Below are 22,093 nucleotides of genomic sequence, written 5' to 3' on the forward strand. Positions count from 1 at the left end.
AATATCTTGCCGACTGCCTACAAAGAGCCTACATAAGCTTCCAACAGGCCGTCTCCGCAAGGGGGCGGCCCTTTATTTTTAAATTGTCGCTGGCGCAGAAATGCCAGCTATTGGAAGGAAGCCATCATGGCCGAACAAGCAACCCCACTCATGCAGCATGCAACCGCCAGCTGGCTGGTGGACAACACGGCGCTGAGCTTTGTCCAGATCGCCGAATTTTGCGGTATCCATATTCTCGAAGTCAATGCGATGGCCGATGACCTCGCCAGTTCCAAATATACCGGTCGCGATCCGATCCAGGCGCATGAATTGACTCATGAAGAAATCGAGAAAGCCGAAAAAGACCCGGACTACCGGATGGTCATCCAAAAGGGCCCTGAGCAGGTGCGCCGGACCAAGGGACCGCGCTACACGCCGGTTTCCAAGCGTCAGGACAAGCCCGACGGCATCGCATGGCTGCTGCGCAACCACCCGGAAATTTCCGATGCCCAGGTCGGCAAGCTGATCGGCACCACGCGGACCACGATCAACGCCATCCGCGAGCGCGAGCACTGGAATATCGCCAATATCGCCCCAAAGGACCCGGTCACTCTCGGCCTGTGTTCGCAGCGCGAGCTTGACGCCGTGGTCGCCAAGGCGGCGAAAAAAGCGGGTATCGAGCCCGAAGCGGAAGATGACAGCAAGCTGGGCGGCGACAAGGAAGCGCTGATTGCCGAGTTGCGGGAAGAACGCGCCCAGGCGGCACGCGATGCAGAAGCCGCTCTCTCTGGCGAAACCGGTGAGGAAGAATCTGCTCCGGTCGAGCATACCGCAGAGACGCTTTTCAAAGGCAGCTGATCGATTCCGGCCCGCGCCGGTTTCGATGATCTGGGAGCAAAACCGCCGGAGGCAACTCGGGCGGATGTTCGCTGCTGCGGTCATCGATCGTCAGTGTCGTTCGGCCATGTTTTTAACCAGCCAATTAAACCGGCTTGCGCATCGCGCGATCGACAGGCTATGACTCGTCCATGGATGCACCCAGAAAACCGCCTGCTCATGATGCCATGCTCGCCGATCACGGCTTCGATCCGGTTGAATCGGACGGCCTGACCTATCCGCTCGGTGACTATGAGCCAAAATATGGCGAATATTTCGAACTGATGCCCGGCATCGGCTGGACCCGGACACCGGTGCCCGGCCCGCTTGGCCACATCAACAACTGGATATTGGCCGACCGCCACGAAAACGGCAGCGCCGGCTTTGCGATCGCCGATACCGGACTGTTCATGCCGCAGGTGATCGACGCCTGGAAACATCTGTTTGACGAAGGCGCCCTGCACGGACAGAGCGCCACCAAGATCATCGTCACCCATTATCATCCCGATCATGTCGGTTGCGCCGGCTGGCTGGCAAAGCGGTTCAAGGCGCCTTTGCACATGAACCGCACCGAATGGATGCTGACCAAGATGCTGATCGCCGACAAACGCGACGGCGTGCCGCAGGAGGCGCTCGACGAATGGCGTTTCTGCGGCTGGGACCAGAATTTGATTGACGATTTCGCCGCCAAGGGATGGGGGCGATTTGCCCGCGCCGTGTCGGATCTGCCGATTGGCCATATCCGGATGGAAGAGGGCACCAGAGTGCGCACCGGCGACCACGAATGGCGGGTGATGATCGGCAATGGCCATACACCGGAACATGCCTGTCTGATCGACGACACGGCCAAGGTGATGATCTCCGGCGACCAGATATTGCCGCGGATCACCTCCAATATCTCCACCATGCTCAGCGAACCGACCAGCGATCCGCTCGGCGAATGGCTGGCCAGCATCGACCGGTTTCGCGCCGAGCTGGACAATGAATTGCTGATCCTGCCCGCCCATGGCCGGCCGTTTCTCGGCGCGCACCAGCGGCTCGACGCGCTGGCCGAACGGCATAATGAAGCGCTAGACGATCTCGAACAGGGCCTGCGCGAAAGCCCCAAGCGCGTGGTCGACAGCTTTCCCTATCTGTTCCGTCGTCCGATCACGCCCGATGTTATCGGCATGGCCAGCGGCGAGGCAATGGCAACGCTCCGGCATCTGGAATATACCGGACGCGCCCGCCTGGATATCAAGGACGGCACCGCCTGGTACAGCGCGGTCTAGCCGGCGATCGACTTGGCGTCGACCGGTGGCTCGACCCCGTCGCTGGTGCAGTGCAGCGCATAGCCGCGCAGGAATATGGTCAGCGCGACGAGGGAGATGATCCCGGCCAGACCAAAGGGTGCGCCCGGCATATAATAGCTGCTGCCTGCTACGGTAAAGGCTGCGAATACGGCAGCGAACAGGGGCGGACCGATCACCGAGGCAATGCTCTGCAGGCTGGCAACCGCGCCCTGCAACTCGCCCTGTGTCTCGTCGGATACGGCATTGCTCATAAGGCCGTTAAGCGAAGGCTGGAACAGGCCCTGCATCGCACCGACCGGGATTGCGACAAAGATCAGCCAGGGCTGTCCGGGCGCCGCCAGCACATAGATTATGCAACTGACCGCCATGGAGATCGCGCCGAGCACGGCAGAATTGCGCTCGCCGATGCGCGGCACCAGCACGCGGATCAGAAAGCCCTGAACAAAGGCCGCGCCAAGCCCGACGGCGGCGAAGGACAATCCGACAAGCAATTCGCTCCAGCCGAAGGACTCGATGAGATAGAAAGCATAGATGATCGGGAAGACGACATGCGCCGTCATCCAGACAGTCAGCGCGCCGGCATACCAGAACACAACCTTGTTCTGGCCGTTGAGCGCCTTTAGCGCCACCACCGCATTGGCGCGGGCCAGTCGGAAAGGTCGACGCTTCTCCAGCGGCAGGCTCTCCCGCAGCATGAAAAAACCGAAAAGCAGATTGAGCGCGGCGAGCGCGCTGGCTCCGAAAAAGGGCAAGCGCGTGCCATATTCACCCAATATGCCGCCAATCGCCGGGCCGATGATGAAACCCAGTCCGAAGGCCGCGCCGATCAGCCCGAAATTCTGGGCCCGTTTGTCGGGCGGCGAAATATCGGCGATATAGGCATAAGCGGTGCTGAAGCTGGCGCCCATGATCCCGGCGATGATCCGCGCGGCAAACAGCCACAATATCGAGGAAGCAAAACCCATCAGCATATAGGCGATGGCATAGCCTCCGAGCGCGCCGAGCAGCACCGGACGTCGCCCGAAGCGGTCGGACAGGTTGCCGATGACCGGACCGAAGACAAATTGCATCGCGGCATAGGCAAAGGCCAGCCATCCGGCATAGACCGCCGCGTCGGAGATCGTGTCGCCGGTGATGCTGGTAATCAGCTTCGGCAGGACCGGCATGATGATGCCAAAGCCGAGCATGTCGATGAACACGACCAGAAACACGAAAATCAGTGACGATTTGGCGCCAGTGGCAGGGACGGACTCGGACATGGTTTTGTTCCCTACACGCTGGTCCCGCGGAAAGGGACCCATTAACCCGCGATTATGCCGCCAATTTTGCCAGCAATTTTCATTGTCAGGCTAGACGCGTTCACTTACATGAATGTCAATGACTGAAAAAAAGCCCGACCAGCGGGTAATCTGGAACACCCGCTATAATCATCCCACTCCGTGGGACCAATATTATGCGCCCCTGTCGATGCCCGGAATGTTCTTCGCTTCGGCGGGACGGCGCGGTGATGCCAATCTGCTCGACTTCATGGGCCGCAAATATAGCTATGCACAAATGGCTGCGGAAATCGTCCGCGTGGCCAAGGGGCTCCAGGACATGGGCGTCCGCAAAGGCGACCGGATCGGCCTGTTCCTGCCCAATGTCCCGCATTATGTCAGCGCCTATTACGGCGCCATGGCGGTTGGCGCGACGCTGGTCAATTTCTCGCCGCTCTACACCGTCGATGAATTGAATCACCAGATCGAGGACAGCGGCACGAAGATATTGTTCACCCTGTCGGCGAAGGCGCTATTGCCCACCGCCTATCAGGTGCTTCAGCAATCGAGTCTCGAACATTTGATAGTCGGCAGCATCACCGAAGCGCTGCCAGCGGGCAAGGCGTTGCTCTATTCGCTGTTTCGCCGCAACGAGAGCAGCGCGATACCCGATGATGACCGGATCACTGCCTTTGCCGATCTGGTCAGGAATGATGGCAATTATAAAGCGCCGAAAATCCGCGCAGACCGGGATATCGCCCTGCTGCAATATACCGGCGGCACCACCGGCACGCCCAAGGGCGCGATGTGCACCCACCAGAACCTGACCGCCAACGCGCGTCAGATCAATGACATCGATCCCTTCATTGACGAGGTTGACCGGGTGATGGGCGTTTTGCCCTTCTTCCACGTTTTCGCGAACAGCGCGGTGCTCAACCGCACCGTCCAGCGCGGCGGGGAAATCGTCATGCTGCCCCGTTTCGATGCGAAGCAGACCTTGGCGGCGATTACACGCGCGAAAATTACCGCGATGCCCGGTGTGCCGACCATGTATCAGGCGCTGCTCGATCATCCCGATACCGACAAGACCGATTTTTCGTCGCTCAAAGTCTGCGTGTCTGGCGGCGCGCCGCTGTCGATGGAACTCAAGAACAGGTTCGAGGAAAAGACCGGTGCGAAGCTGGTCGAAGGCTATGGCCTGACCGAAAGCTGCGGCGTGGTCAGCGCCAATCCCTATATGGCGCTCAACAAGCCCGGGACGATCGGGCAACCGGTCCCCGGCACGATCGTGAAGCTGGTCGACAAGGGCGATCCGGCCAAACCTGCGCCAGAAGGCCAACCGGGAGAGCTGATCTTTTCTGGCCCGCAGGTGATGCAGGGCTACTGGAACCTGCCGGAGGAAGACAAGCAGGTGTTCGTCGACGGATTCCTGCGCACCGGCGATGTCGCGACGATCGACGAGGACGGTTATATCAAGATCGTCGACCGGCTGAAGGACATGATCGCCGTCGGCGGTTTCAAGGTTTTTCCGAGCCAGGTCGAGGAAGTGCTTTACAAGCATGAAGCGGTCAAGGAAGCGCTGGTTATCGGCGTGCCCGACGATTATCGCGGAGAGAGCCCCAAGGCCTATGTCGCGCTATATCCCGAAACGATGGCTACCGGCGATCAGATCATGGAGTGGCTCAACCCGCAACTTGGCAAACATGAGCGGGTGGTCGATGTTGTGGTGCGGGATAGTCTGCCCAAGACTATGATCGGCAAGCTTGATCGGAAAGCGCTCCGGATAGAGGAACTGGACTAGCGCCGGTCTCTCGCGACTAGCTGGATTTGGACCGCAGGCCTCTTCGCCGTGAAATATCACCGGCGTCGGTCTTTGACGCATAATTTTTGACCGCATATAGCTGGGTGTCCGCGACCTCGAACAGCGCTTCTGCGGTTTCGCCATCGACCGGCCATGTCGCGATGCCGATACTCGCGCGGACCCGGATGACGTGATTTTCCAGATTGCACGGAGGGACCAGCGCGGCGAGCATATGGTCGGCACAGGCCGAGCTCGATATGGTCGATTCCGGCGATAGCAGAATCGCGAATTCATCTCCGCCCATACGCGCGACAATCCCGTTCTCGCCGCAGGCGCGCTGCAGGCGACTGGCCACTTCGATCAGCAACTGGTCGCCGACAGCATGGCCAAACTGGTCGTTGACCGGCTTGAACCCGTCGAGATCGATCAGGGCGACGGTAAATCCGCTTTGTTCCTCGCCGGTCGCAATCTGGCGATCAAGCTGTTCCGCCAATGCCCGGCGGTTGAACACGCTGGTCAGCGGATCGGTATGCGCCAGTTCCCGCATCTCGTGGCGTAACACCAGCTGGTTGATATATTGGTCATTCTGCCAGGTGATTACGCGGTACAGGAAGGTCGTTACCATGATAAGGCTGCCCGCCGCAGACCAGCCGACAGGATCACCCGACAAAAGCATGATGATGGTGATCGGGACGATCCCGATGATGATATTGAGGATCGCCGCCAGCCGGATCGTGGCGAGATTATAGATGGTGGTGAGCGAACCGAGAGCGAGCGTGAACGGGTAGAAAAGGCGCATTTCGGGCGGTGCGCTGACCCAGCTCAACACGCACCAGATGCTGACCAGGACACAAAGAGCGGCGGAGAAGAAAGTCGATTCTGCGATGAACTTGCGCGCCAGATCGGCGCTGCCCGAGGCGTTGCGATCCTTGATCAGCGAAATATAGCCGAGCAGGCAGCAACCGGCCATCGCGAGCGGTATGCCATAGCGGATTGCAGGGTCGGCACCGGTGGAAGATGCATAGAGCACCAGAGGAATGGTAAGGAACATCGCCAGAAACAGCGCACGCGACTGGCTTTGCAGGCGGGTTGCGCTCAGAACGGCAAATTCATCCCGTACCGCTTCGGGGATCGGCGGGATCAGTTTTTCTAGGAATCGTTGCACGCTTGTCCGCATGGCGCATTGCTAGCAGCCAATGGTAAACGCCTGGTTAAACCTGTATCTTCCTGTATCATCCAGCTTTGATGGGGGTTGTAGAGCAGCGTGCGAAAATCTCTTTACCATTAATTAACCATGTTTCCACTAAATGCTCCGGTCGCAAAACCAGGTCAGGAGCTGTCATGTCCTTTGAAAATGCACCGTCGATTATCCCCCGGCAGAATATTGGTGGAGAAGATGTCAAGCGTGGAGCAAATCATCCAAGCTTGCCGCAAAATGACAGCCGGGAACAGCGCGCGCAGCGCCGGCAGCAGATTGCTGCCACCTCGGTCCATTATCAGTGGACCCGCGAGATACCCACCTTGCCCGGTGTGCCGCTAGCGACAAAAGTCCCTATCGACGACCAACCCTCGATCGAATGGTGGTTCAAGGTGCTCGAAGTGGGCCTGGAAATTCTCGCCAACATCGAGGCCGTCAACCTTCGGCCGATCTTTTCCGGTCTCGGCACGGCGGCCCGACAGATCATCGACGATGCGCTCGAACAGGCCAGGGAAGTAAAGGCGAATATTTGCGCGCTGCGTGAAAAACATGTCACAAATCTGGCGGACAACGGTCTCGAAAGCAGCATAGAGCAGGCAGAGCAGTCAGCGGGTATCGAGGCCCTGAAGGGCCATGAACAAATTCTTCGCGACATCATCACCGCCATCATTGATGTCCTGAAGGCCGAGAATGCCGCCGATACGCGCTCGATCGATTCCTATCGCGATCTCTATCAGACGATTCCCGCTCCGGGCATCGCTTATACCTTCCAGGACGATGACCAATTCGCCCGGCTCCGGGTCGCTGGTCCCAATCCGATGTTGATCCAGGGCATCGACCGGATACCCGACAATTTCCCGGTGACGGCCGCGCAATATGCAGCGGTAATCAGCGGCGACAAGCTGTCCGATGCGCTTTCGGACGGCAGGGTATATCTGTGCGATTACAAGCCTTTGAAAGTTCTTGTTGATGGTGTCTGGCAAGGGATTGCAAAATATATCTACCGCCCGATGGCCTTGTTCGCCGTACCGCCGGGCGGGTCGTCGCTGAAACCGGTCGCTATCCAGTGCGGGCAGGACAGCAGTCGCTATCCGGTGATGACGCCGTCGGTCTCGGCGTCGGAGAAATGGGGCTGGGAGATGGCGAAATTCGTCGTCCAGGTCGCCGACTGCAATTATCACGAACTGTTCGTCCACCTCGGCAGCACCCATTTGGTCAGCGAGGCCATCGCCGTCGCCACCCGCCGCAATCTTGCCAATGTCCATCCGCTCTGGTCGCTGCTGGTTCCACATTTCGAGGGCACCTTGTTCATCAACAATCTGGCGGTGGAAACATTGATCAACGAAGGCGGCCCGATCGACGCCTTTTTCGGCGGCACGATTAGCTCGAGCCAGCTCGCTGCGGTCAAGGCACGGCTGTCGTTTGACTTTGCCAAGAAAATGACCCCGGTCGACTTCGCCGAACGCCAGGTCGCCGATCCGGACAAATTGCCGGACTATCCCTATCGCGATGACGCTCTGCTGGTCTGGCAGGCGATCCAGGACTGGGCCAAACAATATATAGAAATCTACTATATCGACGACGAAGCGGTCGTAAATGATACAGAATTGGCACAATGGGCTATATCAATTGCCTTGGAAGGCCATATTGTCGGCTTCGAAACGATCACCACCCGCGCGCAGCTGATCGACGTCTGCACCATGATCATATTCACCGCCAGCGCCCAGCATGCCGCGGTCAATTTCCCGCAGCGCACGATGATGACCTTTGCTCCGGCGGTTACCGGGGCAGGCTGGGCCGCCGCGCCGGCCGAACAGAAGGGTCACGACAAAGGCGAATGGCTGGATTACATGCCGCCAATTGCGCTGGCGCTGGAACAATTGTCCTCCCTGTTCCTGCTGGGCTCGGTCTATTATCGCCCGCTCGGCGATTACCGGACCAACCGCTTTCCCTATGAAAGCTGGTTCCAGGACCCCGCGATCACTGGCAGCGAAGGCCCGCTGGCGCGGTTTCAGGCCGGATTGAGAGCGGTGGAAGCGCGGATTGTCGCACGAAATCAACGCCGGATGCATGTCTATGAATATCTGCAGCCCAGCCTGATTCCGACCAGTACCAACATCTAGCCGAAAAAATGCGATCGGGTGAGAGTCAGCGCGCGCTGCGGGCTGACAATATCCGCTTGTTGCGGGCCTCGACGGCGCGGAACGCCTTGAACACGCTCAACTGCGGATCGGTTTTGCCGTTCTGGCCGAGATTTTCGAGCTGTTCGTAAAACCAGTAGATGGTCGCAAAGCCGTCGATTGCTTTAACCACTTGGAAATTCTTGAGAAAACCGAGCCAATCAGGGATCAGCCGCAGTTCATTCTCGCAGCACGGCAATGCTTCCAACCCTTCCATCAATTGCTTCGGCGCGTCGGTCATCACGCACATCGGACGGCCAAGGCCGATCAGGTCTGCGGCGCCGCTTTCCAGCGCGGATTCCATCGCCGCTCTCGTCCGGAAACCGCCGGTCACCATCAACGGGACCGTGACCGCATCCTGCATCGCCTTGGCGAAATCGACGAAATAGGCTTCGCGGGCCCTGGTCGACGGCGCGACATTCTGCTCCTCTTTCTCCTCAATTCCGTCGGCACCCATCAGCGCCGGCTGTTCGTAGGTGCCCCCGGATATTTCGACCAGATCGACGCTCGCCACTTCCAGCCAGCGGACCACCTGCAGACTATCCTCGAAGTTGAACCCGCCTTTCTGGAAATCGGCGCTGTTGAGCTTGACCGAAATCGGAAAATCAGGGCCCACCGCCGCTCGGGCCTTTGACACCACCGCAAGCAGAAAACGTGCGCGGTTTTCAAGGCTTCCGCCATATTCGTCGGTTCGCTGGTTCGACCGCGGGCTGAGAAAACTGCTGAGCAGATAGCCGTGCGCGGCATGGATTTGCGCGCCGGTAAAGCCGGCATCCTGACAGGTTTTAGCAGCCAGTGCGAAGCGGTCGACCAGCTCTTCAATTTCTTCCACCGTCAGCGCCACCGGCTCGCCAAATTGCCCGCCGGGCAGGCCCAGTTTGACCGCTGACGGGGCCTTGGGATGCTTGTTGACATTGCTTTGCGTCTGCCGCCCGGCATGACTGATCTGGGCCCAGAAATGATTGCCATTGCGGGTCGCGGCTTGCGCCCAGTTTTTCAGCGCGGTCTTCATTTCCTCGCTCGCCGGTCGGTCGATAACGACGTTGCCGGGGCGTTCGAGATGATCACGATCAATCTGGATATTGCCGCTCAGCAGCATCCCCGCGCCACCATCGGACCAAAGCCCGTATAGTCGCTCCAGTTCTGCTGTCGGCACGCCGTCGGGACTGGCCATTCCTTCGGTCATTGCCGCCTTGCTCAGCCGATTGGGGAGGACGGCTCCGCAGGGCAGGGACAGCGGGTCGGAAAGCGATATGGTCATGCGGATGGTCCCCGAAATTGAATTGCGTTTGAAAACTGATTCTGGCTGATGTTGAAATTTTTGGCAAGCAGAACCGCGGTTCTTGACATATAATATGCTTAACAACGGGTATATTTTGCAATTGTGAAAATTTGAGTATAGTGTTTCAGATAATCGCACGGGAGAAAACTTCCGGCGACAGTCGAACGTAATTTTCTGAGGGGAATGAATATGGTTGCAGCAGCACCCCATAAATCGGTCAGCAAGCATAGCGCACGTCGTGACGTGCAGCATGGCGGTATCCGCTGGGACAAGAAAATGAGCAATAATTGTGCTGCGGCACTGCTCGTCTATACCATGATGCAGATATTCTTCGTCCTCAGCTTCATCGAAACCAAGGGCATGTCAATCGCGCCCTATTTCGGCCTGGTCCTGCTGGTTGCCGTCATCATCCCTTTCTGCCGCAAATTCGAGAAACGCTGGGTCGACATGGCGGGCAGCGGCCTGACCGAGCAGAGCATCGCCGCAAAATTCCGGTCCGACCAGATCGTGCTGTGGTTGCTGGCTATCGGTCTGCCATTTCTCTTTGTCGGACTGATCACCGCAGTCGGCCCGCTGCTCTGACAATCTGCCCCGCAATATCCAAAAATCCTTTCTAGCCCGATTGGCAGCAGATCGTTGACCTTATTGGGCAGCATGCCTATGTCCTGCGCATGCTAAAACCTACAGAAGCGCAGGATCGCGCCGACGCCCTGATATCCCAAGCCAAAAAAGCCGGAGCCGACGCCGCGGACGCCATCTATGTCTGCGATGCCGCGACCCAAGTGCAAATCCGTCTCGGCAATCTCGAAGATGTCGAGCGTTCCGAAGGCGAGGAAATTGGCCTCAGGGTATTCGTCGGCAAGCGTTCGGCAACCGTATCTTCCTCCGATATGGATACTAAGATCCTGTCCGCCCTCGTCGGTCGCGCGCTCGACATGGCCAGAGAAGCGCCGGAAGACGAATATGCCGGTCTTGCGCCCGAAGATCTGCTGCTCAAAGCGGAACCGCATCCGATCGAGGGCGATGACGGGCAGGACCCGGAGCCGGAACTCTTGCGCGAACTGGCGTTAAAGGCGGAAGATGCTGCGCGTGCGGTCAACGGCGTCACCAACAGCGAAGGCGGCGGCGCCAGCGCCGGACGCAGCATCGTTGCCCTGGCGACCAGCCACGGTTTTTCCGGCGCTTATTCCACCAGCGGTTACAGCCTGTCCGCCAGCGTGATCGCGGGCGACGGCGACGGCATGGAACGCGACTATGCCTATGACAGCGTCCGCTTTCTGGAGGATCTCGAGAATCCCGAAAATATCGGCAAGGAAGCGGGCGAACGCGCTGTTTCCCGCCTCAACCCGGTGGATTTCAAGTCGGGTGCGATGCCGGTCGTCTATGATCCGCGCGTCGGCAACAGCCTGCTCGGCCATTTTGTCGGCGCGATTGCCGGCGCTGCCATTGCGCGCAAGACCAGCTTTCTCCTGGAGGCGCTCGACACGCAGGTGTTCGACAGCGCCGTGAACATCATCGACTGTCCCCATCGCAAGCGCGGACTGCGGTCCAAGGCGTTCGACGGCGAAGGCCTTCCCACCGCGAAAACCAGATTGATCGACAACGGTCGCCTGACCCAGTGGCTGATGGAAAGCGCCTCTGCCCGCCAATTGGGTCTGCAGCCGACCGGCCACGCCTCGCGCGGGGTCGGCGGAGCGCCGGGCGTCAGCGTTACCAATCTTCACATGGGCAATGGCTCGGTCAGCAAGGCCGAACTGATCAAGGATATCAAACACGGCGTCTACATCACCGAGCTTATCGGCATGGGGGTCAATCCGGTCACCGGCGACTACAGTCGCGGCGCGGGCGGTTTCCTGATCGTCGATGGAGAAATCGGACCGCCGGTTTCCGAGATCACGATTGCTGGCAATCTGAAAGATATGTTCAAGAGCCTGATCGCGGCCGATGATCTGGAATATCGGTACAGCGTCAATACCCCGACCCTGCGCACAGACAGTATGACGGTGGCCGGTGGCTGACGTCGATTTCGATCGGGTTATCGCGATCGCCAAGCAAGGCGGGGCGCTGGCCATGCGCGACTGGCGACTGGGCCAGGGGGCCGCCAATATCTGGGAAAAAACGCCCGGTCATATTGTTTGCGACGCCGATCTTGCCGTCGACAAGTTTCTGAGGCTGGAACTTGAAAAGCTGCTACCAGAAGCCGGCTGGCTTTCGGAAGAGACCCATATCGATCATAGCGACGCGGGCGATGAACTGACCTGGGTCGTCGACCCGATTGACGGCACGAAAGATTATGTTGCGGGCAAGACCGGCTGGTGCGTTTCCGTCGCGCTGGTACTCAATGATTCACCGATTCTTGGCGTGCTGGTTGCTCCGGCGATGGAGGAGGTCTGGGTCGCCAAGGCGGGAAGCCACAGCGAAGTCAACGGCCGCGCGCTGGTCGCCAGCAGCCGAAAGCAATATGCCGGCTGCCGGATTCCGGCAGAAGAGCTGCCGCCCGAACTCGATCTGGTGGCGGTCCACAAACCCAACAGCATTGCACTCAGAATGGCGATGGTCGCCGATGACCGGGCGGATGTCGTTGCCTCGACCCGCTGGGGCCACGAGTGGGACATTGCAGCCGCCCATGTCATCGCCGCCGAAGCGGGAGCCAGCGTCACCGATGCGCTTGGTGAAACATTGGTCTACAACGGCACCCATGGCAAAGCGCTGGGGGTATTGTGCTGCTCGCGGAATCTGCGCGACGTCGCGGTTCAGCGGATCGGTAAATATGTCACCGAAAATGGTGCCAGCCACTAGGTTTTCAGGCGGTACGTGCTCTCGTCCACAATTGCTGCCGATCGCGACGCGGGCTCTTTACCAGCGCTTGCCCGAAGGCTTTGACGATCGACCCGAGCTTCCTGGCCTTGCTGGTATATATTCTTCGATCAAGCGAAGCGCCGTCGCTCTTCTTGATGGCCCGGCCGATATCACCATAAATGCCGGCGGCAGCCAATACCGCCCAGCGGGACCGGAACGGCAGGCTGGCCGCGCCGACGCGTGCGGATTCTTCATAGGCGCCAGCCAGATCGCACAGCCGGTTGACCAGCGGGATCAATGCGTCGCGGCGATCGGGAGCCATGATATTTTCGGGATCCAGCCGGGCCTCGGCGACCCAGGCTTGCGGCAAATAGCATCGTCCGGCTGCGGCATCCTCGGCCACGTCGCGGGCAATATTTGCTAGCTGGAACGCCAGACCGAGATCGCAGGCGCGGTCGAGTACTTCCTGATCGCGGGGCGAAACGCCCATCACGATCGCCATCATACAGCCGACCGCTCCCGCGACATGATAGCAATATTGAAATAGATCATCTTCTGTCTCCGGTCGCCATCCCCGGGCGTCAAGCGCGAAGCCGTCGATCATGTCGTTGGCGAAGTCTATCGGTATGCCGCATTCCTGCGCGACGACGCCAAAAGCATCAAATGGCGGATTGCCGGTCTGCTCACCGCCATGCGCGCGCCGTGTCATCATCCGCATCGCCGCAATCGTCTTTTGCGGATTGGCGACGACAGACATACCATGTCCATGATCCTGTCCGTCGGCAAGATCGTCGCAGGCGCGGCACCAGCTGTAAAGCAGCCAGGCACGCTCGCGCGTCTGGCGGGAAAAAAGCTTGGAGGCCCGGGAGAAGGATTTTGATCCGCGCTCGATGCTCAATCTGGCGTGAAGGACGAGATTATTGCGGTTCATCCGGCTTCTCCGAGATCCTCCAGCATCAGCTCCGCCGTCGCTTTCGCGCTCCCGACCACACCGGGGATGCCCGCACCCGGGTGGGTGCCGGCGCCGACGAAATAGAGATTGTTGATGATATCGTCACGATTGTGGACCCGGAACCATGCGCTCTGAGTGAGCAATGGCTCGAGGCTGAACGCGCTGCCGAGATGGGCGTTGAGATCGGTCCCGAAATCCTGCGGCGTATAGTGAAAGCTGGTGATGATCCGGTCATGGATATCGGGGATCAGCCGCTGGCCGATTTCGTCGAGAATGCGCTTCTTGTAGATGGGGCCCATCACCTCCCAGTCGATCGGCAGCTTGCCCTGATGCGGCACCGGTGCCAGCACGTAGAATGTGCTATGCCCTTCGGGCGCCATTTCCGGATCGGTGACGGTCGGATGATGCAGATAGAGCGAGAAATCGCTCGGCAGCACGCCATTGTCGTAGATATCTTCCAGCAGGCCTTTGTAGCGCGGCCCGAACAGGATCATGTGGTGCGGGATGCCTGGCCAGCTTCCCTTCACGCCGAAATGGACGACGAACAGCGAGGGCGAATATTTCTTCTTCTTGAGCTTTTCAGCGACCGTATGACTGCGATGCTTGTGACCGAGTAGATCGCGATAGCTATGCATCACGTCGGCGTTGGTGGCGACGGCATCAAAATTCTCGCTCCAGCCCGATTTGCAGGTGATGCCCGAAGCACGGTCGCCAATCGTGTCAATCCGGGTGACCGGATCGTCCAGCCGGATCACGCCGCCGATCCGTTCGAAATGTTTCACCATCGCGGCGACCAGCATATTGGTCCCGCCCTTGGCAAACCAGACGCCCCCAAGCCGTTCCAGCTTGTGGATCAGGCCGTAAATCGCACTGGTCTTCATAGGATTGCCGCCGACCAGCAGCGTCTGGAACGACAGGAACTCGCGCAGCTTCTCGTTCTTCACAAAACTGGAAACCTTGGCGTAAACAGAGCGATAGGCTTCAAATTTCATCAGGGCAGGGGCTGCCTTGATCATCGACTTGAAATCGAGAAACGCCTTGGTGCCCAGCTTGACATAGCCTTCCTCGTACAGCCCGCCGCTATATTCTAGGAATTTCTTGTAGCCTTCGACATCATCCGGTTCGATCGCCGCGATATTGGCATGCAGCTCTTCGGGATCATTGACATAGTCGAAGTTCGTGCCGTCGGGCCAGTTGAGCCGGTAGAAGGGCGATACCGGCAACAGCTCGATGTCTTTCGCCATATCATTGCCGGTCAGTTCCCACAGTTGCGACAGGCAATCGGGATCGGTGATAACCGTTGGTCCGCCGTCGAAGATAAAGCCTTCTTTTTCCCAGAAATAGGCGCGCCCGCCCGGCTTGTCGCGGCCTTCCAATATCGTCGTCTGGATGCCGGCCGACTGAAGCCGGATGGCGAGCGCCAGGCCGCCAAAGCCCGAGCCGATGACGGCGGCTTTTTTGAACAAGCTGTTCTGGGATTTTGCAACTTCATTCATGAAACAGGAATACTCATCAAAATTTTAACAAAAGCCAAATGGCGCGGGAGACGGATATCGGCGGCTTGCCGCTTAGCAGACGGATCTTGTCCATCAAGGTTGAATTGCCGGCGTAAAAACGGGCGAGTAAGGGTTCGCTCTTGCCATAGCTATGTTCCAGCGTCTTGTAACGCTTCTCGGGCTCGGCGCCCAGAAACAGGAAAGCACAGAGCAGACGGTAGAATTTACCTTTCCTCCAATGGTCCTTGGCCAGATCGCGCAGCATTGTGTCCAGTGTGTTCTGCGTGATCTCGGGCATTTCGGCTATCAGAAACGCGGTCCGGACCGCCATGGGTAGCGAATAGCTGGTAATCGGCTGGATCAGCGCCGCACGTGCTCCAGCGCGGGCTTCGACCCCCTGGTTGTCCTTCCAGAATGCTTCGAAGTCACCGCCATAAATCACTGGAAGCTGGCCTTTTTCTTCGCTCATGATCGATTCGATTGTCCACCCCCGGGACGATATATATTCTGCAATCCTGGAATGGGATGCCGCGCTGTCTAGCGCCGCCGTGTCGGCATAATAAGTGTCTTCGACGAAAATGTCCGTATCGCTGAACGGCAGGCAGTAGACGAAGCGATAGCCGTCAATCTGATCGACCGTCGCGTCCATGATGATTGGTCGCTCCAGTCCGTGCGGAGTTTTCAGTCTCAGCATCTGGCCGCAAAATTTCTGCCAACCGGTTTCGAGCGCAGAAATATCGCCGCCACCGCGGACATCGAGTACCGCGCGGGCGACGATTTCGGTGCCATCTGCGAGATGCACCCGGCCAGGCTCGGTCCTTGTCACCTTCTGTCCGGTTTTCAGCGCATCTGCGGGAAATCGTTTCCGCAATTCCCGATCGAGATTTTTCGATTCAATCGAATTATAACCGTTGTTCAACTTGCGACTATATTTGGGGAAATGGACATCATAGCTGTCCCAATGGCGGGAGATCAGCGGATCAACCAGCCAGCGATGCCCGGCTGCGACATCGCTGTCGAAAAAGGACCAGATATGGTTGCCGCCAAAGTGCGTCTCGGCCTCGATCAGCGCGATCGTCAGTTCGGGCCGCAATCTTGCCAGCGCCAGCGCCACCAGTCCACCCGCCAGCCCACCGCCCGCGATGGCCAGATCATAAGGCGGGGAAGGGGGCGTTTTACTCGGCATCACATAGCCTTAGACGATGGCGAACCGAGGCGAAAGCCTGTCTGAAAGCATGTATGCAATTGGCGCTTTAGTGCTTGCTCCGCAGAGACCGGCGCCATATTCAATCCCGATGGAATATGCCCTCGCTATCCTGTTCTCCGCCTTGGCGATGACCTTCATCGTCGGTGGGCGCTATCTGCTGACCAGCGGTTTCTTCGCCTGGCTGACGGGTCGGGTGCGACCGGGCTATTATGACCGGCTGAAACCCCAGATGGGCCGTGAAATCCGCTGGTCGCTGCTTTCCGCGGCAATTTACGGCGTGCCGGCGGGCATTGTCGCATGGGGCTGGCAGAACGCAGGCTGGACCAGAATTTACACCGATGCCGATCTCTATGGCTTTTGGTATCTGCCTCTGTCGTTTTTCCTCTATCTGATGCTGCACGATACATGGTTCTACTGGACCCATCGGCTGTTCCACCAGCCCAAATGGTTCAAGGTCGCGCACGCGGTTCACCACGGAAGCCGCCCGCCCACGGCCTGGGCGGCGATGAGCTTTCATCCGGTCGAAGGGATCAGCGGAGCGCTGGTCATCCCCGCTCTGGTCATCGCGATACCGATTCACGTCGGCGTTTTGGGTTTGGTATTGCTGACCATGACGGTTATGGGCGTGTCCAATCATATGGGGTGGGAGATGTTTCCGCGCTGGCTCGTTCAGGGTAGATTGGGCCGCTGGCTGATAACCGCGACGCACCATGAGAAACATCATGAATATTATAGAGGTAATTATGGGCTATATTTCCGTTTTTGGGACAAGATCTGCGGCACGGACATCGGTCTTGCCGATTCTGGGAGCCGTTTCGGTGGCGGTCCTCGGCGCGAGCGCGTCGGCGAGTGAAATACCGGTTGCGGTGGCACCGGTTCTCTCCGCTTCGGTCGATCTCGCCATCACGGGAATGCGGTCCGAGAAAGGCAATGTTCTGGTCTGCCTGAGCACCAATCCGGACTATTTTCCCGATTGCACCAAGGATAAAAAAGCCCGCAAACTGAAAGTCGCCGCCGCTCAAGCCGGGACGATCAAGATCAACGGCGTGAAGCCCGGCACCTACGCCGTAGCGCTCATTCACGATGAAAATGCCAACGGAAAGATGGACTTGCGGCTGTTCCTGCCGCGCGAAGGTTTTGGCTTCTCGCGCAACCCCAAGATCGGCATGGGTCCGCCAAAATTCAAATCGGCCCAGTTCAATCTTGGCAGCGCCGATGTCCATCATGCGGTGCAGATGAAATATATCCTGTAATCGGCGCGAAATTAACCGTTCACTAGCATTCACGCGGCATTCTGTCGTGACAGATCAGGAGCGGCGTAAATGTTTCAATCAAAGCATGTGTTTTTCGAGGCGAGCCAGGGTTCCGGTCAGTCGCGATTGTCCGAAATTCTCGGTGCCTTTTCCTATGCGCTGGACCTGACCGAAGGCCAGCCCGCGGGGCACAGTATTCGCGCCTGCTGGATCGGTACGCAAGTGGCGATGGCGCTGGGAATGAACGGAGAGGAATTGCGGGATATCTATTATGCAGTTCTGCTCAAGGACCTCGGCTGCAGCGCCAATGCCGCCCGGGTCTCCGAGATGTTTGCCGGCGATGATCGCGAGCTGAAACATGATTTCAAACTGATCGGCCCGCAACCCGAAGATTTCGGCGACTTTATCGCCAGCGGGGTTGGCGTGGGTGCGACACCGGCGGTGCGCGAACAGGCTTTGTGCAACCTTGTGCAAAATGGTGGTGAAATCATGACCGATATCATGGCAACACGCTGCTCGCGCGGCGCTGATATTGCCCGTCAATTGCGCTTTTCCGAAGATGTCGCCCAGGCCATCGCGCATCTCGACGAACATTGGGACGGTTCTGGCCTGCCACTCGGCATTGCCGGAAGGGATATCCATCTTGGCGGTCGCATCGCGCTACTGGCGCAGGTTGCCGATGTTTTCTACTCGGCCCGCGGCAAGGACGCAGCCCTTGCCGAGGTCCGCAACCGCGCCGGAAGCTGGCTCGATCCGGAACTTTGCGCGATATTCGAGAAACTGTCCGGTGCCAGCGGTTTCTGGGAAGAACTGGCGCTCGATGATTTGCCCGAACAATTGTGGGCGCTGGAGCCTGCGGCGCAATATGTCACGGTGGACGAAGATTATCTCGACGATATCAGCTTTGCCTTTGGTCGGGTCATCGATGCCAAGAGCCCCTATACAGCAGGTCATAGCGAACGGGTCGGGATGATCGCCGACAAGATAGCCGAACATCTCGCCATGGATGAACAAGGCCGCAGGGTGCTTCGCCGTGCAGCGATTCTGCATGATGTCGGGAAACTCGGCGTAAGCAGCGCGATCCTCGAAAAGCCGGGCAAACTGGATGCAGAGGAATGGCAGATCATGCAAAGCCATGCGGCGCATACAACCAATATTCTCGGCCAGATTGGCGTGATGAGCGATATGGCGATGATTGCCGGCTCGCATCACGAGCGGCTTGATGGAAAGGGCTATCCACTGGGTCTCGACGAGCGCAGTATCGCAATGGAATCGCGGATCATCACGGTCGCCGATATTTACGATGCCCTGACCACGGATCGACCTTATCGAAAGGCCATGTCTACCGAAAAGGCGATGGCAATTTTGCAAAGCGAAGTGGGTGTGGCGGTCGATCCGCGATGTTTTGAAGCGCTGCAGTTTGTGGTTGCCGGGGGATTGCTGGAATAGAAGTGCTTTTGCAATCTGCCGATCGGTCCCTATATCAGATTTGGAACCGATACGCGGAGCGTGCGTTTGACCGTTGCGAACCCAGATTGGAAATAGTCTTGAAAAATCCCGATATATTTTGCCGTGCCGTCCTGATCTCTCTGAGCTTTGGTATTTCATCCCCGCTTCTGGCGCAGGAAGAAACGGCAGCCATGCCGGTCGAAGACTCAGTATTTGACGGCGACTATGTGACCGCCGGGATCGGTGTTGCGCTCGGGCCGAGCTATGAAGGATCGGATGATTATACGGTCTCTCCGCTGCCCGTCGTTCTGGGAAGCTTCGGAGGTGTGGATTTCCAGCCGCGCGGTCCGGGCATCGCGCTCGATTTCATTCCCGACGAGGAGGGCGCGAAGCTCGACTTCATCTTTGGCCCGGTCGCCCGCGCCCGTTTTGACCGGCACAATTCAATCAAGGATCCGGTCGTGCGTTCTCTCGGAGAACTGGATTTCGCGATCGAAGTCGGTCCTTTTGCCGGGGTTCAGGTCAATCGTGTGCTCCATCCCTATGACTCCCTGACCGCGCAGGTCGATGTCCGCTGGGATGTCGCCGGCGCGCACAAGGGCATGGTGGTATTCCCCAGCCTGACCTATTTCACTCCGCTCAGCCGCGGTGTCATCACCAGCCTGGCGATCAGCGGTGAATATGTCGACGACGACTATGCCGATTATTATTTCAGCATCTCCCCCGCCGGATCAGCGGCTAGCGGATTGCCGACCTTCACCGCAGACAGCGACTGGAAGAATGTCGGCGCGACGATGCTGACCGCGGTCGATCTCGACGGCGACGCGACCAATGGCGGCTTCGGCCTGATCTTCCTCGGCAGCTATTCACGGTTGCTCGGTGACCCGAAACGCTCGCCGGTCACCGCAATCCGCGGCAGCGCGGACCAGTGGTTTGGTGCGATCGGGATAGGCTATACTTTTTAGGCGCCTCCCAGTCGGGTCAGCCCCTGATCCATCGCCCGGTCCTTCATCGCGTCTATGAATATGCGGGTGGCCGGCAAGCTGCGCCGCGCGCTTTCGAACAGCAGGTTGACCGGCAATAGCTGCGGATCGACCGGTTCCAGAACCTCTATCAATTTCCCCTGCCGGATCGGTTCCTCGACCTGATAGCTCAGCAAATTGGCTATTCCCAGTCCGGCTTCGGCGGCTGCAACCGTGGCATCCATCGTATTGAGCAACAGGCGGGGTTCGGTTTTCACCCGCTTGTCATCCAGTCGCCATTCGCCCATCGCGCGCGGTCCCGTCGTGCCGATGGTCTGATGCCGAGAGAGATCTGACGGCTTTTCGGGATGGCCGTGTCTGGCAAGATAGGCCGGGCTAGCGACCAGTTTCTTGCGCACAAAGCCGATCGGCACCGCCAGCAGGCTGCTGTCCGCAAGCGGTCCGATCCTGACGGCGACGTCGATACCCTCTTCAACCATCCGCACATTGCGATCGATCAGCATCATCCGGACGTCGAGCTGCGCATATTGTTCCAGCATCGCCGCGATGACTGGCAGGACATGCAGCCGTCCGAACATCACCGGCGCGGTGACATAGAACTGACCCCGGGGCTCGCTCTGTGCGCCGGAGACCCGTCGCTCGGCGTCCTGAATATCGGCCAGTATCTGTCGCGCCCTTGGAAGAAAGCTCGCGCCGTCGTCGGTCAGCGCCACAGCCCGCGTCGACCGGTGGAACAGCGACACGCCCAACCGTTCTTCCAGTGCGCTGATCGCGCGCGTGACCGTCGGCGGGGACACGTTCTGCGCCTTGGCCGCTGCGGCAAATCCGCCCCGGTCGGCGACCGCGACAAACATTTCGAGGGTCTGCAATCGATCCATGATTGTTACCAGATGTGAAACAGTGAAGTTCAAAATTAATATATTATCATGGCATACGCAATGGCCTATTTGCTGTCCTGCGCGGTCGGCAGGATCTCATCCCTCCCTCGACAGACCCCGGATCCTCCGGCTGCGCCAACCGGGAGAATGACCGTGGCACAAAATTATATCCGAACATTGTTCACCGATGCCGCGCGGGCGATGCAAGACCAGGCCGGATCGCGCTCCGCTTACGCCCGAATGGAAGCCGGAGGCGAAGGCAGCCCCGATTTGCTCGGCAAGAAGGAAGCGATGTTCCTTGCCGCCCGCGACAGTTTCTATATCGCCAGCGTGACCGCCGACGGCTGGCCCTATGTCCAGCATCGCGGTGGCCCTGCCGGGTTTCTGAAATTGCTCGATGGCAATCGCCTGGCCTTCGCCGATTATCGCGGCAACAAGCAATATATCAGCACCAGCAATCTGCAGGCAGAGCCGCGCGTGTCGCTGTTCCTGATGGACTATCCCAACCGGCGCCGCCTGAAGATCATCGGCAAGGCGAGAATTGTTGACGTGGATGATGATCCCGCGCTCGTCGCGTCGCTGACCAGTCCGGACGACAAGCCGGCGGTCGAACGCATCTATGTCATAGAGGTGGTCGGCTTTGACTGGAATTGCCCGCAATTTATCACAGCGCGCTTCACCGAAGCGGACGTCGCGACGGCGGTCGCGCCCCTGACCGCTGAACTGGAGCAGTTGAGATCCGAAGTGGCGCAATTGCGCGCCGCCGCAACGCCATCCAATCCCCAACAAGGAGAATGAACATGACCAATCCCCTGACCACCGGAGTGCACCATGTCGGGCTGGCGCTTCCCGACATTGATGCCGCGCGCGATTTCTTCTGCGATGCGCTGGGTTATGACGGGGTCGGCGGCGTGCCCGACTATCCGGCCCATTTCATATCCGATGGTTCGACCCTGATCACGCTCTGGCAAGTGAGCGATCCGGCAAGTGCGACGCCCTTCGACCGCAAGAAGAACATCGGTCTCCACCATCTCGCAATCGGTGTTGCCGACGAAGCCGCGCTGGCAACCGTGTTCGATCGGGTCAGCGCCTGGCCGGGCGTCGCAATCGAATTTGATCCCTGTCCGATCGGCGAAGGATCGACGGTCCGCCATTTCATCTGCGCCATCCCCGGCGGCGCGCGGGTGGAATTCGCGACGCCCTTCGCCTGAG

The 22,093-nt window shown here is 58.8% G+C and carries 20 protein-coding genes; 13 read left to right on the forward strand and 7 right to left on the reverse strand.

Features of this window, described 5'->3' with window-relative positions; genetic code table 11:
* Positions 1-150: 150 nt before the first annotated feature.
* Together HUO14_RS03470 and HUO14_RS03475 are read left to right on the forward strand one after the other, a co-directional pair.
* Entirely contained in the window at positions 151-837 is a 687-nt protein-coding gene (locus HUO14_RS03470) for a DUF1013 domain-containing protein (protein WP_176278757.1), read from the forward strand.
* Positions 838-1,007: 170 nt separating this feature from the next.
* Positions 1,008-2,126, forward strand: a complete 1,119-nt coding sequence (locus HUO14_RS03475) for an MBL fold metallo-hydrolase (RefSeq protein ID WP_176278470.1) — start codon at positions 1,008-1,010, stop codon at positions 2,124-2,126.
* Here the strand turns inward: HUO14_RS03475 and HUO14_RS03480 are convergent.
* Positions 2,123-3,406 (reverse strand): TCR/Tet family MFS transporter, encoded by a 1,284-nt coding sequence (locus tag HUO14_RS03480; protein ID WP_176278471.1) that lies wholly within the window; start codon positions 3,404-3,406, stop codon positions 2,123-2,125. The two genes, HUO14_RS03475 and HUO14_RS03480, sit on opposite strands and share 4 nt — an antisense overlap.
* 118 nt (positions 3,407-3,524) lie before the next feature.
* On the opposite strand from HUO14_RS03480, the gene HUO14_RS03485 reads away from it, so the two are divergent.
* Positions 3,525-5,204: a long-chain-fatty-acid--CoA ligase gene (locus HUO14_RS03485; RefSeq protein ID WP_176278472.1), complete on the forward strand. Its 1,680-nt coding sequence runs from the start codon at positions 3,525-3,527 to the stop codon at positions 5,202-5,204.
* Between the two features lie 16 nt (positions 5,205-5,220).
* Here HUO14_RS03485 and HUO14_RS16465 read toward each other — a convergent pair whose 3' ends face one another.
* The gene (locus tag HUO14_RS16465) at positions 5,221-6,369 is read right to left on the reverse strand and encodes a diguanylate cyclase domain-containing protein (protein ID WP_176278473.1); all 1,149 of its coding nucleotides are present in this window, start codon (positions 6,367-6,369) and stop codon (positions 5,221-5,223) included.
* A gap of 176 nt (positions 6,370-6,545) precedes the next feature.
* On the opposite strand from HUO14_RS16465, the gene HUO14_RS03495 reads away from it, so the two are divergent.
* Positions 6,546-8,525: a lipoxygenase family protein gene (locus HUO14_RS03495; RefSeq protein ID WP_176278474.1), complete on the forward strand. Its 1,980-nt coding sequence runs from the start codon at positions 6,546-6,548 to the stop codon at positions 8,523-8,525.
* A gap of 25 nt (positions 8,526-8,550) precedes the next feature.
* On the opposite strand, the gene HUO14_RS03500 is transcribed toward HUO14_RS03495, so the two are convergent.
* The gene (locus tag HUO14_RS03500) at positions 8,551-9,843 is read right to left on the reverse strand and encodes an NADH:flavin oxidoreductase/NADH oxidase family protein (RefSeq protein ID WP_176278475.1); all 1,293 of its coding nucleotides are present in this window, start codon (positions 9,841-9,843) and stop codon (positions 8,551-8,553) included.
* Between the two features lie 210 nt (positions 9,844-10,053).
* Here HUO14_RS03500 and HUO14_RS03505 point away from each other — a divergent pair, with 210 nt between their 5' ends.
* The 3 genes from HUO14_RS03505 (at position 10,054) to HUO14_RS03515 (ending at position 12,663) form a co-directional block, all read left to right on the forward strand.
* The gene (locus HUO14_RS03505; protein ID WP_217907894.1) at positions 10,054-10,446 is read left to right on the forward strand and encodes a hypothetical protein; all 393 of its coding nucleotides are present in this window, start codon (positions 10,054-10,056) and stop codon (positions 10,444-10,446) included.
* 89 nt (positions 10,447-10,535) lie between these two features.
* Positions 10,536-11,882 carry a TldD/PmbA family protein gene (locus HUO14_RS03510; protein WP_176278476.1) on the forward strand — a complete coding sequence of 449 codons (1,347 nt, stop codon included), beginning with the start codon at positions 10,536-10,538 and terminating at the stop codon, positions 11,880-11,882.
* Positions 11,875-12,663 (forward strand): inositol monophosphatase family protein, encoded by a 789-nt coding sequence (locus tag HUO14_RS03515; RefSeq protein WP_176278477.1) that lies wholly within the window; start codon positions 11,875-11,877, stop codon positions 12,661-12,663. The genes HUO14_RS03510 and HUO14_RS03515 overlap by 8 nt, the downstream gene beginning before the upstream one ends.
* Positions 12,664-12,667: 4 nt before the next feature.
* On the opposite strand, the gene HUO14_RS03520 is transcribed toward HUO14_RS03515, so the two are convergent.
* Genes HUO14_RS03520 through crtY form a run of 3 tightly spaced genes read right to left on the reverse strand, consistent with a single transcriptional unit; the run spans position 12,668 to position 16,297 of the window.
* Positions 12,668-13,594, reverse strand: coding sequence for a phytoene/squalene synthase family protein (locus HUO14_RS03520; RefSeq protein WP_176278478.1), 927 nt, complete (start codon positions 13,592-13,594; stop codon positions 12,668-12,670).
* Positions 13,591-15,111, reverse strand: coding sequence for a phytoene desaturase (locus tag HUO14_RS03525; RefSeq protein ID WP_246255199.1), 1,521 nt, complete (start codon positions 15,109-15,111; stop codon positions 13,591-13,593). Before HUO14_RS03525 ends, HUO14_RS03520 begins: the two co-directional genes overlap by 4 nt.
* Before the next feature lie 16 nt (positions 15,112-15,127).
* Positions 15,128-16,297 (reverse strand): lycopene beta-cyclase CrtY, encoded by a 1,170-nt coding sequence (gene crtY, locus HUO14_RS03530; protein WP_176278479.1) that lies wholly within the window; start codon positions 16,295-16,297, stop codon positions 15,128-15,130.
* Positions 16,298-16,406: 109 nt separating this feature from the next.
* On the opposite strand from crtY, the gene HUO14_RS03535 reads away from it, so the two are divergent.
* The 4 genes from HUO14_RS03535 (at position 16,407) to HUO14_RS03550 (ending at position 19,985) form a co-directional block, all read left to right on the forward strand.
* Complete coding sequence (locus HUO14_RS03535; RefSeq protein WP_176278760.1) at positions 16,407-17,171, forward strand: sterol desaturase family protein; 765 nt, start codon at positions 16,407-16,409, stop codon at positions 17,169-17,171.
* Positions 17,137-17,571, forward strand: a complete 435-nt coding sequence (locus HUO14_RS03540) for a DUF2141 domain-containing protein (protein WP_343046043.1) — start codon at positions 17,137-17,139, stop codon at positions 17,569-17,571. The genes HUO14_RS03535 and HUO14_RS03540 overlap by 35 nt, the downstream gene beginning before the upstream one ends.
* Before the next feature lie 69 nt (positions 17,572-17,640).
* Positions 17,641-19,020, forward strand: coding sequence for an HD-GYP domain-containing protein (locus HUO14_RS03545; protein WP_176278480.1), 1,380 nt, complete (start codon positions 17,641-17,643; stop codon positions 19,018-19,020).
* 98 nt (positions 19,021-19,118) lie between these two features.
* Entirely contained in the window at positions 19,119-19,985 is an 867-nt protein-coding gene (locus tag HUO14_RS03550; protein WP_246255201.1) for a MipA/OmpV family protein, read from the forward strand.
* On the opposite strand, the gene HUO14_RS03555 is transcribed toward HUO14_RS03550, so the two are convergent.
* Positions 19,982-20,881 (reverse strand): LysR family transcriptional regulator, encoded by a 900-nt coding sequence (locus HUO14_RS03555; RefSeq protein ID WP_176278481.1) that lies wholly within the window; start codon positions 20,879-20,881, stop codon positions 19,982-19,984. The two genes, HUO14_RS03550 and HUO14_RS03555, sit on opposite strands and share 4 nt — an antisense overlap.
* A gap of 153 nt (positions 20,882-21,034) precedes the next feature.
* Between HUO14_RS03555 and HUO14_RS03560 the strand changes: the two genes are divergently transcribed.
* Both HUO14_RS03560 and HUO14_RS03565 read left to right on the forward strand, forming a co-directional pair.
* Positions 21,035-21,679 carry a pyridoxamine 5'-phosphate oxidase family protein gene (locus HUO14_RS03560; RefSeq protein ID WP_176278482.1) on the forward strand — a complete coding sequence of 215 codons (645 nt, stop codon included), beginning with the start codon at positions 21,035-21,037 and terminating at the stop codon, positions 21,677-21,679.
* 2 nt (positions 21,680-21,681) lie between these two features.
* Positions 21,682-22,092: a VOC family protein gene (locus HUO14_RS03565; RefSeq protein WP_176278483.1), complete on the forward strand. Its 411-nt coding sequence runs from the start codon at positions 21,682-21,684 to the stop codon at positions 22,090-22,092.
* Position 22,093: the final 1 nt, after the last annotated feature.

The organism is Parasphingorhabdus flavimaris, assembly GCF_013371215.1.
In the GTDB taxonomy this organism is placed as follows: domain Bacteria; phylum Pseudomonadota; class Alphaproteobacteria; order Sphingomonadales; family Sphingomonadaceae; genus Parasphingorhabdus; species Parasphingorhabdus flavimaris.